This window comes from Shewanella sp. SM32 (genome assembly GCF_025654235.1).
GTDB classification, from domain to species: domain Bacteria; phylum Pseudomonadota; class Gammaproteobacteria; order Enterobacterales; family Shewanellaceae; genus Shewanella; species Shewanella oncorhynchi.
Map to the genome: position 1 here is coordinate 50,768 of NZ_JAKKRO010000024.1, position 15,585 is coordinate 66,352.

Annotated in this window: 17 protein-coding genes and 1 pseudogene; 10 read left to right on the top strand and 8 right to left on the bottom strand. The window is 44.9% G+C overall.

Annotated elements, in window-relative coordinates; genetic code table 11:
* The first annotated feature begins 65 nt into the window (after positions 1-65).
* The 6 genes from L5M10_RS11765 to mgtE all read left to right on the top strand — a co-directional run bounded on the left by L5M10_RS11765 (position 66) and on the right by mgtE (position 5,040).
* Positions 66-1,544, top strand: coding sequence for an RNA polymerase factor sigma-54 (locus tag L5M10_RS11765; protein WP_105251391.1), 1,479 nt, complete (start codon positions 66-68; stop codon positions 1,542-1,544).
* A gap of 28 nt (positions 1,545-1,572) precedes the next feature.
* The gene (gene hpf / locus L5M10_RS11770; protein WP_006083070.1) at positions 1,573-1,860 is read left to right on the top strand and encodes a ribosome hibernation promoting factor; all 288 of its coding nucleotides are present in this window, start codon (positions 1,573-1,575) and stop codon (positions 1,858-1,860) included.
* 2 nt (positions 1,861-1,862) lie between these two features.
* Positions 1,863-2,306: a PTS IIA-like nitrogen regulatory protein PtsN gene (gene ptsN / locus L5M10_RS11775; RefSeq protein WP_006083071.1), complete on the top strand. Its 444-nt coding sequence runs from the start codon at positions 1,863-1,865 to the stop codon at positions 2,304-2,306.
* The gene (gene rapZ, locus L5M10_RS11780; protein WP_263255297.1) at positions 2,303-3,157 is read left to right on the top strand and encodes an RNase adapter RapZ; all 855 of its coding nucleotides are present in this window, start codon (positions 2,303-2,305) and stop codon (positions 3,155-3,157) included. Before ptsN ends, rapZ begins: the two co-directional genes overlap by 4 nt.
* Positions 3,144-3,419, top strand: coding sequence for an HPr family phosphocarrier protein (locus tag L5M10_RS11785; RefSeq protein WP_006083073.1), 276 nt, complete (start codon positions 3,144-3,146; stop codon positions 3,417-3,419). The genes rapZ and L5M10_RS11785 overlap by 14 nt, the downstream gene beginning before the upstream one ends.
* A gap of 256 nt (positions 3,420-3,675) precedes the next feature.
* Positions 3,676-5,040: a magnesium transporter gene (mgtE, locus tag L5M10_RS11790; protein ID WP_113939980.1), complete on the top strand. Its 1,365-nt coding sequence runs from the start codon at positions 3,676-3,678 to the stop codon at positions 5,038-5,040.
* Positions 5,041-5,119: 79 nt separating this feature from the next.
* Here mgtE and L5M10_RS11795 read toward each other — a convergent pair whose 3' ends face one another.
* Positions 5,120-5,956, bottom strand: coding sequence for a molybdate ABC transporter substrate-binding protein (locus L5M10_RS11795; RefSeq protein WP_263164654.1), 837 nt, complete (start codon positions 5,954-5,956; stop codon positions 5,120-5,122).
* A gap of 265 nt (positions 5,957-6,221) precedes the next feature.
* Entirely contained in the window at positions 6,222-6,911 is a 690-nt protein-coding gene (locus tag L5M10_RS11800) for an OmpA family protein (protein WP_173497922.1), read from the bottom strand.
* Positions 6,912-7,584: 673 nt separating this feature from the next.
* On the opposite strand from L5M10_RS11800, the gene L5M10_RS11805 reads away from it, so the two are divergent.
* Positions 7,585-7,818, top strand: coding sequence for a transposase (locus L5M10_RS11805; protein WP_106649408.1), 234 nt, complete (start codon positions 7,585-7,587; stop codon positions 7,816-7,818).
* Between the two features lie 717 nt (positions 7,819-8,535).
* Here L5M10_RS11805 and L5M10_RS11810 read toward each other — a convergent pair.
* Both L5M10_RS11810 and L5M10_RS11815 read right to left on the bottom strand, forming a co-directional pair.
* Entirely contained in the window at positions 8,536-9,396 is an 861-nt protein-coding gene (locus L5M10_RS11810; protein ID WP_028759534.1) for a PA4780 family RIO1-like protein kinase, read from the bottom strand.
* A gap of 335 nt (positions 9,397-9,731) precedes the next feature.
* Positions 9,732-10,046, bottom strand: a complete 315-nt coding sequence (locus L5M10_RS11815; protein WP_317629654.1) for a hypothetical protein — start codon at positions 10,044-10,046, stop codon at positions 9,732-9,734.
* Between the two features lie 180 nt (positions 10,047-10,226).
* Here L5M10_RS11815 and L5M10_RS11820 point away from each other — a divergent pair, with 180 nt between their 5' ends.
* Positions 10,227-10,775, top strand: coding sequence for a DUF2799 domain-containing protein (locus tag L5M10_RS11820; RefSeq protein WP_113939984.1), 549 nt, complete (start codon positions 10,227-10,229; stop codon positions 10,773-10,775).
* Between the two features lie 54 nt (positions 10,776-10,829).
* On the opposite strand, the gene L5M10_RS11825 is transcribed toward L5M10_RS11820, so the two are convergent.
* Positions 10,830-11,588: a phosphatase PAP2 family protein gene (locus L5M10_RS11825; protein ID WP_263255299.1), complete on the bottom strand. Its 759-nt coding sequence runs from the start codon at positions 11,586-11,588 to the stop codon at positions 10,830-10,832.
* A gap of 224 nt (positions 11,589-11,812) precedes the next feature.
* Between L5M10_RS11825 and L5M10_RS11830 the strand changes: the two genes are divergently transcribed.
* Entirely contained in the window at positions 11,813-13,753 is a 1,941-nt protein-coding gene (locus L5M10_RS11830; RefSeq protein ID WP_263255298.1) for a GGDEF and EAL domain-containing protein, read from the top strand.
* Positions 13,754-13,941: 188 nt separating this feature from the next.
* Here L5M10_RS11830 and L5M10_RS11835 read toward each other — a convergent pair whose 3' ends face one another.
* The 3 genes from L5M10_RS11835 to L5M10_RS11845 form a co-directional block, all read right to left on the bottom strand.
* Positions 13,942-14,337: a hypothetical protein gene (locus L5M10_RS11835; protein ID WP_263164651.1), complete on the bottom strand. Its 396-nt coding sequence runs from the start codon at positions 14,335-14,337 to the stop codon at positions 13,942-13,944.
* 81 nt (positions 14,338-14,418) lie between these two features.
* The gene (locus L5M10_RS11840) at positions 14,419-14,745 is read right to left on the bottom strand and encodes a hypothetical protein (protein WP_263164650.1); all 327 of its coding nucleotides are present in this window, start codon (positions 14,743-14,745) and stop codon (positions 14,419-14,421) included.
* A gap of 188 nt (positions 14,746-14,933) precedes the next feature.
* Positions 14,934-15,317 (bottom strand): hypothetical protein, encoded by a 384-nt coding sequence (locus L5M10_RS11845; protein WP_219253626.1) that lies wholly within the window; start codon positions 15,315-15,317, stop codon positions 14,934-14,936.
* A gap of 128 nt (positions 15,318-15,445) precedes the next feature.
* Between L5M10_RS11845 and L5M10_RS11850 the strand changes: the two are divergent.
* Positions 15,446-15,585 (top strand): annotated as a pseudogene (locus tag L5M10_RS11850) (IS4 family transposase); the annotation flags it as partial.

Here is a 15,585-nt window from a genome sequence, read left to right on the forward strand (position 1 = left end):
GGCTTCACTCAAAATGATAATAAGCGACCTCATCCAACAATAATAACGTAGGGATCAGCGGTAACATGAAAGCGTCACTCCAGCTCAAACTGGGTCAACAGTTAACCATGACGCCACAACTACAACAGGCTATACGTCTGTTGCAACTGTCGTCATTAGAACTGCAGCAAGAGATCCAGCAAGCATTAGATTCTAATCCCCTTCTCGAGCTGGAAGAGGATCAATTCGACGCCACTAAAACCCCTGTAAACCAAACGCTATCCGATACGGATTTCAGTGAATCTAGCACTCTGCCACCAGAAAAAGACAGCTCCACCATAGATACGGCAGAGTCGCTAACCAAAGAATCCATGCCCGATGAGCTCCCCATGGACACCACATGGGATGAAGTGTTTACCGCCTCCCCAAACTCAGGCCCCGGCGGCAGTCGTGAAGACGATATGCCCTTCCAAGGCGAGACCAGTGAAGGTTTGTACGAACACTTAGAATGGCAAAAAAACCTCACGCCGTTTTCTGAAACCGATTTAGCCATTGCCACCGCCATTATTGATGCCATCGACGATCAGGGCTATCTCACCCAAAGCACTGAAGAAATTCTCGAAGCCATGGGCAATCCTGAAGTTGAGCTTGACGAAGTCGAAGCCGTACTCAAGCGTATTCAGCATTTTGATCCCATAGGCGTTGCCGCCCGCGATTTAAGTGAATGCCTGCTGATCCAACTGTCGCATTTCGCCGCTGATACTCCCAACCTAGAAAACGCCCGTATGCTGATCAAAGATCATTTAGATCTGATCGCCGCCCGTGATTTTAGGTTATTGATGCGTAAGACTAAATTAAAAGAAGATGAATTAAGGGATGGTATAGCACTTATCCAAACCCTCAATCCTCGCCCAGGTTTGTTGATCACGCCCAATAATGACGAATACGTTATCCCAGATGTGTCTGTGTCGAAGAAAAATGGCCGCTGGGTCGTTGAGCTTAATCCTGACTGCATGCCAAAAATCAATGTAAATCAACATTATGCTTCTATGGCACGCAGTACCAAAAACCAAGCCGATAGCCAATTTATTCGCGGCCATCTGCAAGAGGCTAAATGGTTTATTAAGAGCTTAGAAAGCCGTAACGATACTTTGCTTAAAGTTGCTAATTGCATAGTGCAATATCAGCAAGGTTTCTTTGAGTATGGTGAAGAAGCCATGAAGCCTATGGTGCTTAACGATATTGCCGAAGCGGTAGAAATGCATGAGTCCACCATCTCACGGGTCACAACTCAAAAATACATGCATACCCCTAAGGGACTTTTTGAACTAAAATACTTCTTCTCTAGCCACGTCGGTACTGACGATGGTGGTGAGTGCTCATCCACAGCAATCAGAGCCTTTATAAAGAAACTGGTGGCAGCGGAAAACCAGAAAAAACCATTAAGCGATAGTAAGATGGCACAACTTCTGGCAGAACAAGGGATCAACGTAGCCCGCAGAACCATTGCGAAGTACCGAGAGGCTATGCTTATTCCACCTTCTAATCAGCGTAAAAGTTTATAACCTACAGTGGATATCGGAGGACGTTTCTATGCAAATAAACCTAAGTGGACACCATGTCGAAATTACCGAATCGTTACGTGCATATGTAGAAGAAAAGTTTTCAAAACTTGAACGCCATTTCGAACAGATCAATAATGTGCACGTTGTGCTCAATGTTGAGAAAATGCAACAGATTGCCGAAGCGAGAATAAACCTCATAGGTGGTGAAGTTTTTGCTACTTCAGAGCATGCTGACATGTATGCCGCTATAGACGCCCTGATTGACAAGCTTGACCGTCAGGTTATTAAACACAAAGAGAAGTTAACAAAACACTAATAATGGAACTTTGTACCATACTGCGGCCGGAGTGCACTACCTGCGCCACTCCGGGCAGCAAGAAAAAGGTACTGGAACTCATCAGCGACTTAGTCGCTGCCCAGTACCCGACCCTCTCATCTCAAGAGATATTCGAAAGCCTAGTGGCGCGCGAAAAGATGGGGAGCACAGGTATAGGTAACGGCATCGCCATTCCACATGGTCGACTAGCCGATATAGATCAGCCCATTGCCATACTAATTAAGTGTGAAGAGCCGATAGCATTTGATGCTATCGATAAGCAACCTGTTGATATTTTATTTGCACTACTGGTGCCTGCAGACCAATGTCAGCAGCACTTAAGTACCTTGTCTTGCATGGCCGAAAAGCTGAGCGACAAGCAAATATTAAAGCAATTACGCAAGACGCATGATGAAACGGAACTCTATCAGGTAATCACTGGATGAAACTGGTCATAGTGTCGGGCCGCTCAGGCTCAGGCAAATCTGTCGCCCTTAGGGTACTCGAAGATCTCGGCTATTATTGTGTCGATAACCTTCCCTTGCCATTGATTGGCAGTTTGCTTGAGCAACTCAAAGGCAGAAACGATCTCGTCGCCATCAGTGTCGACGTGCGTAACATGCCTGAGCAGGATAAGGTCTTAGTAAAACAACTCGCTAGCCTACCTCCAGATACTGAGTTAACGAGCTTCTTCCTTAACTCCAGCGATAAAATTCTGCTCAAGCGTTACAGCGAAACCCGCCGTTTGCATCCTTTGTCGAAGAGCCGAGTCTCTTTGCAAGAAGCGATAAAGCTGGAGGGGAAACTGCTCGAGCCTATGTCAAAACTGGTCGATCACTACATAGATACGTCGAATTTGAATATCTATGATTTAAGCGACCAAGTCAGACAAATTCTCCTTGGTAGTGTCGATAAAGAACTCGTGATCAACTTCGAGTCCTTTGGCTTTAAGCACGGAATGCCCACCGAAGCCGACTTTATGTTCGATGTGCGCTTCCTGCCCAATCCCCACTGGGAGTTGGCGCTGCGGCCATTGACTGGCTTAGATGAACCCGTAGCTGAGTTCTTAAATCGTCAACCACTGGTTAATAAGTTCATCTGGCAAATCGAAAATTTACTGGAGACTTGGCTGCCGCACCTCGAGCGTAACAATCGCAGTTATTTAACGGTAGCCATTGGCTGCACAGGTGGACAGCACAGATCGGTTTACGTCGCAGAGCAATTGGCCAAACGCTTTAGTAACGGTAAACATAAAGTTTATACCCGTCATCGAGAGCTCAATAATGCCAAAACTTGAACGTCAGATAACCATCTGTAATAAGCTCGGTTTACATGCCCGTGCCGCCACTAAGTTGGTGGTACTGGCTTCCGAGTTTGATGCGACCATCACCTTAATCCAAGGCGATAAACAAGCATCGGCCGCCAGTGTACTTGGCTTACTGATGCTTGAAACTGGCATGGGTAAGACCATCAAGCTTATCGCCGAAGGCCCAGATGCAGAGCCGGCTCTCGATGCCATTTGTGCCTTAATCGACGCTAAGTTTGACGAAGCCTGTTAGTTTCACTTCACACTAAGCACTTCATCGTTAGTTTCACTTCATGTCTAGTTTAAAAAACTTGCCATTCACACATGGCAAAACATTTGTCGCTCGACGATACAAGCCACAGGCGATTACACTAGCGGTCATTGCGCTGGCGCTGGCCTTAACCTTACCTTAGCCGTCTTAATCTGTGTCATCGACTGACGCTTAGTCACCGTAAAATCCTAGCCCAACACTAAGATCTCAAACCAATTTGCCGCACAATGGAGGACAAATGCCCGTAGATAATGCAGAAAACGATCACACCGGACATAGTCTTGACCAGTTAAACCAAGCGCTTAGCAGCGGCATGTTCGTACACGTGCGCAATATGCTGCAAAAAATGGCCGCCTCAGATATCGCGCTGATCTTAGAATCATCACCGCCAAGTGCCAGACAAGTATTGTGGCAGCTCATCGATCAGGAACAAATAGGCGACATACTCGATGAGTTGAGTGAAGAGCTCAAAGACCCACTGATCCGCAGCATGAGCCCTGAGCGAGTCGCGAAAGCGACAGCAAGCATGGACACCGACGATCTCGCCTATATTCTGCGAAGTCTTCCCGACGCCGTTTACAAACAAGTGTTGCAGTCGATGACGGAGCAAAATCGCCTGAGGGTAGAACAAGCTCTATCTTATCCAGATGAGACCGCCGGCAGCTTGATGAACACGGATACTGTCACCTTAAGACCCGATGTGAATATCGATGTGGTGCTGCGCTATCTTCGGCAAAGGGGCAACCTACCCGACACCACAGATACCTTATATGTGGTCGACAAACAGGACAAAGTCCTTGGCGGTGTTAGGCTGGCAGATCTGCTGACTTGCGCGCCAAGCACCACAATTCGCAATATCATGGATCCCAATATTCAAAGTATTCCGGTGAGCATGTCCGACAGCGAAGTCGCGCAGAAATTCGAACGCAATGACTGGGTATCGGCACCTGTCGTCGACAGTGATGGTAAGCTGCTCGGGCGTATCACAATCGATGACGTAGTCGATGTTATCCGCGAAGATGCTGAACATTCCATGATGGGTATGGCGGGGATGGACGGAGATGAAGATACCTTTGGTCCTGTACTAAAAAGTACCCTACGTCGCTCGCTCTGGCTCACCATAAACTTATTCGCCGCCCTGCTCGCATCGTCGGTCAGCAATATGTTTGAAGGCACTATTGAGCAATTTGCCACTATCGCCATCCTAATGACGATTGTCCCTAGCATGGGCGGTGTTGCCGGTAATCAGACCTTAGCGCTCGTGATCCGCGGTATTGCTTTAGGCCATATCGGCCAAAGCAACGCTCGCTGGCTTATCGGTAAAGAGCTATCGATTGGTTTTCTCAATGGTTTGATGTGGTCGATTTTAGTCTTTGTCGCCGTGTGGCTATGGAAGGATGATATGGCACTGGCGGGCTTAATTGGTAGCGCCATGCTGATCAACATGACAGTAGCAGGGCTTGCAGGTGCGAGTATTCCATTGATTTTAAAAAGACTTAAAATCGATCCTGCCCTCGCTGGCGGTATGGTGCTCACTACAGTCACTGACGTGGTTGGCCTGTTCGCCTTCCTCGGGTTAGCGACGCTCTACCTGATGAACTAACGCTTTAACCGTTTGAGCTAATAACAAAAACGGCACCTCAAAGGTGCCGTTTTTTATCCCGCTGGAAAACTAAAGAAGGCTATTTTGCCGGAGGTTGAAAACCATAACTGCTCAAAATCGCTTGGCCTTTGGTCGATAGAATAAACTCAGCTAACGGCTTAGCGGCAGTATTAGCGCCTTGTAAAACCAGTAAACCATAGTCGGCACCCACGGCGAGTTCCAGCGGTAAGTCGATGATTTGTAAACTCGGCACTTCTTTTTTAGCCAGCACAGCATTAGTGCAATAGGTTAAAAAGATATCCGCTTGCTTGTTTTCCATCACCCAGCCATAGGGGTTGCGATCTTTAGGCGGTTTAACGCTCTCAGGGCCGCCCGTCAGTTGTAATGCCTTGGTCTCTAACGCGGCTTTCGCATTGGGTTTTACCGCTTCGGCCTTAGCAAAAACGGCCCAGGCATAATCACCCGCGGGGTCGGCTTTCGGGGTTGAGGTGCCGACTTTAATCTTAGAATCTAACAAGGTATCGAGTAACGTCGCACTCGTCACCTGAACTGTGTCTTGGGTAATTGCGCAGAGTTGATTACGGGCAAACATTTGCACCGCTTCGCCCTGACCCGAATCCACTAATGCCTGTGGATGTTTCATATTTGCCGAGGCAAAGATATCAACTTTCTCGCCCTCTTGAATGCGTTTTAACAATAAACCTGAGGGCGCATATTGCGCTACAACACTCATTTGCGACTGTGCTTGATAAGCAGCAATAATATCACTCATCGCAGCCTTTAAACTGCCTGCGGCGCGCAGTTCTATCGGCGCGACTCCTGTGGTCAGTTCGGCTTTCATCGGCACTCCTTGTACAGCTGTCACCATGATGACAGGACTTAAACTCAAGGCTACTAACACATTTTTGCTTATCATAGTCATATTCTCCTTTAGACACTAAAAGTCATTCTTGGGACTTATTCCCATACAGAACGTGAAATCGATAAAGGGATCAAGCTGAACTCATCCCAAGGTAATTAGCAGTGATATGTTTGTGGTGCAGGTCACTCAAGGTGCGCTTCATAAAGGACAAATTGTCTAATTGAAGCACAGCAAGCTAATCATTCAATTAGCCCATCACTGAAAACAAAAAAGTCGCCCAAGGCGACTTTTTCAGCGAGAACTTTGTGCTTAGACCAGACTATTTACCCGTTGGTATTAGTACGATCTCAACGCGGCGGTTTTGTGCGCGGCCATTTGCATTGGCATTTGATGCAATAGGACTCGCTTCACCCATACCTTTTGATTTTACACGGGCAGAGGCAACGCCTTTATTCATCAAGTAATTACCCACTTCGCTAGCACGGACCTGTGACAGACGTAAATTGTAAGAGTCTGAACCACTACTGTCAGTATAACCTAATATGTTGAGCTGCGTTTTGCTGTATTCCTTGGCCACAACCGCCACTGAATTCAGCACGCGTTTAGCACCGTCACTTAACTCGGTTTGATCTACGCCGAAGGTCACTTCATTAGGCATATTCAAAATGATGTTATCGCCGTTACGGGTCACACTCACGCCCGTTGAGGCTAATTGTTGGCGTAATTTAGTCTCTTGCACATCCATGTAATAACCAATACCACCACCGACTGCAGCGCCCGATGCTGCACCAATTAAGGCACCTTTACCGCGGTCGCTCTTGCTCGAAGATACCACTCCAATTGCGGCACCCGCGACGGCACCAATCAATGCGCCACTGGTCGCTTTAGCGGTTTGTTCTTCGTTTGAATAGGGATTGATTGTTGTACAACCCGATGCAACTAGCGCAGTCGTCAATACCACTATGGCTAACAGGGATGGTTTAGATTGCACTGCCTGAAAACACTTCATCATTTATAACCTCTTTATATGATTGATGACTGTGAATACCGCTCAAAAGGGCAAGAAATATCACGTCCATTAGGTAATACGAATGACCTAGGGATTGCCACAAAGCAGGCAGTATATAAGCAATTGCGCTGGAGACAATCCTTTATCCATCTTCAATTATGCTAATCCAGATTTTAGTCAGCAAAGATACAGATTTCGGGCTTCAATCATGGCTTGTACCGCCCAATGTCATATCAAGTCTATGGCACCGAAATAGTGCACCTTGCACCTTTATTGGCGGCACTAAAAAATAACGCTGTTTTAATCGAAGGCGCAATCCAATGATTTAAAAGGTTAAAATAAAAATTAGAATATTGGCACGAATTTTACATACTACTAAGTGAGTAGACAGTCAGACGCGGTAAACATCGCCGAAAAACTAGAGTCGACTTCAACAGGATTAATCCAAATTAAATGGACCTATCGAGACAGAAAATGGGCTCGAGTATTTAGGGTCATGAAGGAGGAAGTATGAAAACGGTCATGAACTTTATCGCACTATGTCGCCACGAATGGATTTGTCTGCGCCATCTAGGTCTGAGCCAGTGGGATTTAGAACAGCGTCACTATCATCAATAAAAGGCAACGCAAACGGTCATATTTTGGTTCGAAGGCAGTAAAAGAGGGAACGCTCATGGGAATCGCAGAAAATAGTCTCAAGCTACATGTTATCACCGAGGTTAAAGTACAAGGTCGCTTACTGTCGGATGTTGCACGCCAATACGGTTTATCTGCCAAGGCAGTCTACCAATGGGTGCGAGAAAGCGATCTGCAACCCCAGCAAAGAGAATGCGCATTAATGAGTGAGATTGCCCAGCTACAGAAAAAAATTAAACAGCTCAATCAAGAGCTACGCACGATAGGTTAGCCTGTACAACAAGCTAAACGTGCCCGAATAGACAAGGCCGGACGAGATTGCATATCGCCCTGCTGATAACGCTAACGATGTAAAAGATGTGCTAACAACAATAATAACAGCGCCCTTTTTAGTCCGGCCTTGTCGTCCAAATTGATGAACCCAGCGAAGATTGGGAAATAGTATTAACAGCAACAAACGGATAGGGACAATGCAAAAGTTTCGGCAAGACTAGGGAGGGAGTTATCTCCCCCAAGATCAAATATGTGAATTGTGCTCCCCCAAGTCATGAACATATTTCTCTCTCTGGCCTTGTCATTTTATTCACAGGATCAATGATGATCCAGCACTGCAATGAGTGTGGTGCGCCAAGGAAGGCCGTGATTGGTATTACATAGATTGACTGAAGAGTGACCAAGGTTTCGGCAAGGATTGAGGGAGTTATCTTCCCCAAAGATTAAATATGTGAATTGTGCTCCCCCAAGTCATGAACATATTTCTCTCTCAGCTCTTGTCCTTTTATTACACTGTTCGATGATTGCTAGCTTGTTTGTAGCAACAAGGATGGCCCCAGCTTCCATCGGGGATTAAGCCAAGGATTGGCTAACGCCAAAAATTAAATAACAATAATAAAATCAACAATAAAAATAATAATTTCACTTAATTTTTAGCATAAAAAAGACGCTACTTTGAGCGTCTTTTTTATGGGTGAAAAACAACGACTGACGATTAATAGTCTTCTTCGTTTGCCTCTTGGATCCGCTGCTTACGCTCTTGTGCCTCTTCAAAGGCTGCTTGGATTTCTTCCAAGACCGCACTAACATCGGCTTCGACCAGCACTTCGGTAAACTCACCCGTTAATGGTGTTTCAGGCTTCAATTCACCGGCTTCAAACAGGGCCCAAATTTCTTTGGCGTATTGTGTTTTTAACAGCTCAGGAGCATACAAACCATAGTATTGAGTCATGTTATTCACATCACGCGCTAACATCCATTTAGCATGGTTATTTGCAGCGGCATCGACGGCCTGAGGTAAGTCGATAATCACTGGCCCTTCACTATCAACTAACACGTTAAACTCAGACAAGTCACCGTGCACTAACCCCGCACAGAGCATACGTTTAACATAGGTCATCACCAACGCATGATCCTTCAAGGCTTTTTCTGCCGACATACTGACATCGTTTAATCTCGGCGCGACATTGCCCTCGGCATCCGTCACTAACTCCATCAGCAACACGCCATCGAAACAACCATAAGGCGTTGGCACACGCACACCCGCATTCGCTAAACGGTAAAGTGCTTCAACTTCAGCATTTTGCCAAGCTTCTTCCTGCTGATCGCGGCCAAATTTAGACCCTTTTTCCATCGCACGTGCGCGACGACTGTTACGGACTTTTCGGCCTTCTTGATATAACACAGCTTGCTTAAAACTGCGCTTGTCCGCTTCTTTATAGACTTTGGCACAGCGGATATCATCACCACTGCGTACAACGTACACAGTCGCTTCTTTACCGCTCATTAACTGGCTAATGACCTCATCGACCAGTCCTTCATCAACCAGGGGTTGGATTCGTTTCGGAGTTTTCATAGCGCCCTTATACCTTACTTAGGCATGATATGGAATACTGCGGGCAAATCTTCATACAAAAGCGGTCTCCAGCGGAAGTTTGATGAATATAGTTTAGGATTGTTAAACGAATTTTAAGTAAAAACTAATGCACTTGCGTGTTAAACACAATACCAGATTTACTCAGCGCTTTGGCAAAGAAAGAGACTGAAAATACCACTTTAACTAAAAGAATATTCTTTTATGCTCACCCCAATAAAACCAGACTCAAAACGACAAGCCATATTCCACGGCGAATATGCCAATCCAAGCCAGTTGAAATAATACCCAGAGCTAAATTGGTGCAGGAACTTAACTCAAACAAACAAGGCAATCACACTGCCCACGGTCGCCGCCGCTTTCAATATTTGGCCTGCACTGTAATAGGTGTCGTTTGAACTCTTAACGTCATCTACATCATCCGCACTAGGCTCAGATATTTTACTCCTTGCAGTGCCATCAAAACTGACCTCAGCTTTGGGAGCCGCCAGCCCTAATGCACCATAGGTAAAGGATTTAAGTCCGCTTGGCTCGGCGGTATCAAGGGATTGATGAGACGACTTAACTGCCGGTAATGAAGCAGAATACGCAGATGAAATATGTGAAATCATAGCGAGCACCAAAGCAGACATTTAAAGTGTTAACCACAAACTAACACAATATCAGCTGGTTATCATGCATTCATCCGCTAAACTGTGATGGATTCTGCCCAACAAAACGCATCTATGACAGTATAAATGGCGGTATATATAGCTAGATCTCTCCCATAAGAGCCTTTATCCTAAACGCCACAACATATAGAGAACTTATCCATGCACTATCCCAGCATTTTCCTCGCACTTTCAGTCCTATCCCTGACTCAATGCAGCAGCTTATCTATTGAAGAATGCGCCAATAGTGATTGGTTTGCCCTTGGGCTTGCCGATGGCAACCGTGGGACAAGTTCTGGGCAATTAAATCAATATCAAAAAGATTGTCGTGAATTTAATCTCAGTGTCGATACCGCGCAGTGGAAACAAGGATACCAGCAAGGGTTAGCCAGTTACTGCGTGCCAGAAAATGGCTACCGCGTGGGCTTAGCGGGAGAAAGTTATTATGGGGTTTGCAGTAATAACCAGTTTGTTGAGCGCTATAACCAAGGCCATCAACAATACCTGACCAACAAACGTTTAACTGAGATTGCCGATCGCTTAAATACCATAGAGAGGGAAATAAGCAGTCTTGATGGCAAGATCAATAATCTCACCGACAAGGCTGACTTATTGAAACAGAAAAACAGCCTACTCAACGAAAAAAACCAACTGTTAGATGAAAGATCTCGCCTACGCAGACCTGATATGCGCTTCGAATTTAGATTTTAAGCCATAAAAAACACTGAACCCAATAAGGACTCAGGGCGTTAGCTTCGCAGCTCGTTATTTTTGCGGTATTCCACTACTTGTAACCTTGAACATTTGACCCAAAGCGACCAATTTAGACTTTCTAAACGCAGGCGAGCGCAGAAAAAACACATAGTAGAGTAGGCTGGCGGACGTCCATGCTATGGCTAAACTCCATAAATCATGACTCAAGAAGTGGGCGCCGCGTAACTCTTGGCCAATGCCAAATACTAGGCCCAAACTCAAACCAAAGATTAATCCAAACTTAGCTAAATGCGGGCGATACTCACGCAGCACGTAATACAAGGCAACCCAAGCAAACCCGCCGCTGGCATGGCCACCCGGGAAACATTGACCAAACTCAGCACTTTTAGGTAAACGAGAAAACAAGGATGAATGCATCATCTGGCCGCCAAACTCAATCACATCCCACGGGCAGGTCATGTGAGTAATGCTTTTGCCAATTCGGACCAGCAACACACTCGCCAATACGCTACTAAATAGGTAAATCAGGCCCTTGCGGTACGGTTTTACCCTGTCACTTCGAAAACTAAAGGCAATGCCGACTACGACACTCACCGCCAGCAAGATGACAAAGTTACGCCCAGTGACATGCAGTAAATCTTCGGTCAACCAATATCCTCTCAATGGCCAAGAGTCGATGCCCCCTTGCCAATGAAATAACAAAGTCGCGACTTTCATATCAGCGTGAGTCCATTCAAGCCCCACTATGATCACTGCAAACACTAAAAGCGGCGTAATTAAATGCCCCTTAGCAAAATCCATAAATGTCATCATAACTTTATCTTTCAGATAGTTATTCACTAATAAATCCAAAAATCAGAACATTTAGTGTTAGAGTACCGTTGAATTCTTACCTAACACTTAAGAGATTTAGCAGCGCAGCATTTAAGATAGAACCGAGATTTTGCAGTAACTAAATTTATCGAAAAGACTCACATCATGAGTAAAAAGACTATAGTTTATGAATAGTATCGCGCCTCTAGGACTGAGCATTCATGCCATACAACCTCGCCATTAACCAGTTTCAAAAAGATCGTTTATTTGCCGACATTGCGATCGACACAGACAAAATCGTTGTTCCCCAAGAAATGGTTGATAACTGGCAACAAACCTTAGATTTGCTCTCTGAATTAGTCGACACTCCCGCCGCTTTGATCATGCGTGTCCATCAAACCGATATTGAGGTCTTTACCTCGAGCCGCACCCAAGGTAATCCCTATAAAAAACATGATAAAGACAGTTTAGGCCACGGACTTTACTGCGAAACAGTGATCAAAGAAGGTAAGGAACTCCACATTCCTAATGCCCTAAAGGATAAAAACTGGGACAAAAATCCTGACATTAAACTCGGCATGATCGCATACTGTGGTTTACCTTTACGTTGGCCAGATGGCAGTGCCTTTGGCACTATCTGCATGCTCGATAGCCAAGAGCATAATTACCGCCAATCTTTTCGCAGCTTACTCGCTCGGTTTCAAAATGGTATCGAAGCTAACCTAGTCACCCTTTATCAACAGGCTAAGCTACAACTGCACAATCAGCAGCTAGAGCAAAAAGTACAACAGCGCACCCATGAACTCGCCGAACTTAGCGGCAAGCTCATCAAAGAAATCGAAAACCGCACCTCCACCGAAACCTCACTGGAATACCATAAAAGCTACGATCCGCTCACGGGATTACCCAACCGCATCAATTTGATTAATAGTCTGTCGATCATGCTCGAAAAAGTGAATCGCAAAGAAAAGATTTCAGTACTCTATCTTGGGCTGCGTAATTTCAAATCCATCAACGACAGTTATGGTTACCTGATTGGCGATAAAATTCTCACTATTCTCAGCCAACGTTTACAGCACTATACCGATGAAAACACCTTTATCGCCCGCATCGCTGGCGCCGAATTTGTGATTATTCAAGCCCACAAACCTTCGAATAACGAAACCAATAAACTCATCAATAAAGTGCTTAACTGCTGTAATACCCCCTTTGGTGTGGCTGATTTTGTTATCACGATTCCCTCGAGTATGGGTATAGCACAAGCACCTCTGGATGGTATCGATGCCGCCATCCTGCTGCAAAAAGCCGGAGCGGCCATGACGATCAGCAAGGCTGATGGCTCAACTCACAGCTTCTTTAATCAAGATACACAAGCCGCTTTAAACCTACGCTATCAACTTGAATCCCACTTGGTCGATGCACTGAACAAGAACGAGTTAAGCCTGCATTACCAACCCTTTATTAACTTAAAGACGAAGCAAGTGATTGGTGCCGAAGCCCTACTGCGCTGGCATAATCCCATCCTTGGCAATGTCGCCCCAGACAGATTCATCGCCTTAGCTGAACGTAATGGGCAGATTATCGATATTGGCAATTTTGTATTGCATACCGCGCTGTCTCAGGCGGCAAAATGGTGTCGCGAGGTAGGCCAAGAGTTTAAAATCGCCATCAATATTTCCCCTTTGCAAATGCGCAATCCCCGCTTTAGCGAACACATAGCCGACTTACTCACCCTCTATCAATTGCCCCCCACCGCCTTAGAACTTGAAATTACCGAAGGCATGCTGATGCAGGATGAACACATTGCCCACAATGCCATCCAAAAACTACAAGAACTCGGTATCCGCATCTCCCTAGATGATTTTGGCACAGGCTACTCATCCTTAAGTTATCTACAAAAATACTCTTTCGACACCTTAAAAATCGATCGCTGCTTTATTAGTAAACTCGAAGAAAACGAACAAAATAGAGAGTTAACCAAGGCAATTATTGCCATTGGTAAGAAACTGGACTTGGAAGTGATCGCCGAAGGCGTAGAAACCCTAGAACAAGATGCCTTTATTCGTCACGAAGAATGCGACTTAGGCCAAGGCTACCTCTACGGTAAACCCATTACCGCAACACAGTTTGAGCAGGCATTTATCCATAAAAAAGAGCATTAAGTTCATCCTTAATGCTCTTTTTTATTTCGCGAATTAAAACCGACTGAATAATGCTGCGTGAATTGTCATTTCCACAGAATGTTATAACTCACATTTGTACAAAAGTGAGCTAGTTTTTTTACTCTAATTCGTGGAGTTCGGATTAAAATTTCTATGGGTTATCACCTTACAAACGCAAACCAACTGTTTTACGTCCGTTTAAGCAACTTATTATGGTCTCTTGCTAACCACCACAAAAATAAGATTGCTTGTAATCCCGAAATACCTGCATAAAACAAAAACAATTCAATTTTCATAGAAGGTAGTGAAATCAGAATACCGAAAGCTAGAATCCCTAAAAAATAACACCATTTATTCTGATTAAAGAACTTTACTGCCACCCAATGCACAGGAAAGCCAATTAACATCCATCCAATAATTGAGAATATAAAATGGAACACTAAAACAAAATGTATTGATTCATAGAAGTATTTAAAATCCATTGTTATTAAGTCAGATTCATTACTCCAGTAAAACAGCATAATTGGAACAAAACATATTGCTATAGCAATAAACACAGCTCGTAAAAAGTGCTCCAAATTCACAACCTCTCCCTGAGAACATAACACCGCAAGCGGCGAGCGTTAGCGAGTCCAGCACCGAAGGTGCGATGCTGACTTGCCTTGTTAACTTTTTGCATACTCTACAACTAAAGACAGCGGTAACAAAACAATAACTGCCAACAAGAAATAACAACAAAGATAAAACACTCCGTAATAAACTGAATTTGTTATCTTACAAGCTAACTCCAATCTACGGGTGCCTAGCAGAGACGGAAAATAACTAGAAAACAGATTAATCGCATCAGCATTCTCTTCAAAGAGTTTCACTAAGAAAAGCCTTAGCGTTGTGATAATCATTACCATCCCTGCAAGGACAAAGGTTAAAAATAATAACCACTCAGCCATTTCAAAAGCTGTAACACCAACGAATGCAGCAAGAACAAGTAACATAGTGCCGATAACCCACTAGCGATAATAGCTTGCCGCCTTTTTTGTAAGGGCCTGATAGCAAAATTTAAGCGGTGCTTGAGGGTGCATAGTTCTTCCATAAAGTTAACGCCCGCAGCACGCGCGGCTTTGTAGTGAAGGCGGAGCTGCAACGAAAAGGCCGTCGCTGTGCCTGCGATTGTTAGGCATTTCTACTTCCGGCCCCTCGAAATATAGTCGGCATATTCATCTTGAATCATAAACTCGTTCAATAACCTTTCAGATGATCCTGCGAATCGTTGCTCAATAAACTCTATCGCTTGGCCAAATGAAGTGAATGATTTGACCTCATTGGCATCCTCTAGCTCTAGATCTGGATCTAGTGGACCAAACTCATAAATATTAAGGAATGATTCATCACCCAAATCAGCAGTTTCGTAAACTGAAACATCTATTTCGGATTTGGGACCTCGAACGCTTAGCCATTGAATACCAGCACGGCCATACCGTTCACAGCCACCAAGAAAGCACTCAACTGCTTTCCCTCGCTTAAGCGCCGACTCGGCTTCTTGAAGATTAAGGTATCTACGGCTCATTGTGTATGCCTAACGCCGCGCTCTGAAGAATCCCCTGATGATTTACAAATAAATCATCAAATTAGGGTGGAAGCGCATCTTGTTGCATGATCAAATGGTTTCGCTAAAAACTACACTTGGACAACAAGATGCGCGAAGCCAATATCCTACAACATTCTTTACACCAATACTGCCCAGAACTTCACCTAAAACGATTAAACAGCTTGATGCTGGCCTCTAAGGCACTGATTGAATGTAAGACACTGACCTTGACTGAGTTAGGTCGAAA

Coding starts and splice junctions, on each gene's coding strand:
- L5M10_RS11765 (WP_105251391.1), top strand. CDS start 66: ATGAAAGCGTCACTCCAGCTCAAACTGGGTCAACAGTTAACCATGACG.
- hpf (WP_006083070.1), top strand. CDS start 1,573: ATGCAAATAAACCTAAGTGGACACCATGTCGAAATTACCGAATCGTTA.
- ptsN (WP_006083071.1), top strand. CDS start 1,863: ATGGAACTTTGTACCATACTGCGGCCGGAGTGCACTACCTGCGCCACT.
- rapZ (WP_263255297.1), top strand. CDS start 2,303: ATGAAACTGGTCATAGTGTCGGGCCGCTCAGGCTCAGGCAAATCTGTC.
- L5M10_RS11785 (WP_006083073.1), top strand. CDS start 3,144: ATGCCAAAACTTGAACGTCAGATAACCATCTGTAATAAGCTCGGTTTA.
- mgtE (WP_113939980.1), top strand. CDS start 3,676: ATGCCCGTAGATAATGCAGAAAACGATCACACCGGACATAGTCTTGAC.
- L5M10_RS11795 (WP_263164654.1), bottom strand. CDS start 5,956: ATGATAAGCAAAAATGTGTTAGTAGCCTTGAGTTTAAGTCCTGTCATC.
- L5M10_RS11800 (WP_173497922.1), bottom strand. CDS start 6,911: ATGAAGTGTTTTCAGGCAGTGCAATCTAAACCATCCCTGTTAGCCATA.
- L5M10_RS11805 (WP_106649408.1), top strand. CDS start 7,585: ATGGGAATCGCAGAAAATAGTCTCAAGCTACATGTTATCACCGAGGTT.
- L5M10_RS11810 (WP_028759534.1), bottom strand. CDS start 9,396: ATGAAAACTCCGAAACGAATCCAACCCCTGGTTGATGAAGGACTGGTC.
- L5M10_RS11815 (WP_317629654.1), bottom strand. CDS start 10,046: ATGTCTGCTTTGGTGCTCGCTATGATTTCACATATTTCATCTGCGTAT.
- L5M10_RS11820 (WP_113939984.1), top strand. CDS start 10,227: ATGCACTATCCCAGCATTTTCCTCGCACTTTCAGTCCTATCCCTGACT.
- L5M10_RS11825 (WP_263255299.1), bottom strand. CDS start 11,588: ATGACATTTATGGATTTTGCTAAGGGGCATTTAATTACGCCGCTTTTA.
- L5M10_RS11830 (WP_263255298.1), top strand. CDS start 11,813: ATGCCATACAACCTCGCCATTAACCAGTTTCAAAAAGATCGTTTATTT.
- L5M10_RS11840 (WP_263164650.1), bottom strand. CDS start 14,745: ATGTTACTTGTTCTTGCTGCATTCGTTGGTGTTACAGCTTTTGAAATG.
- L5M10_RS11845 (WP_219253626.1), bottom strand. CDS start 15,317: ATGAGCCGTAGATACCTTAATCTTCAAGAAGCCGAGTCGGCGCTTAAG.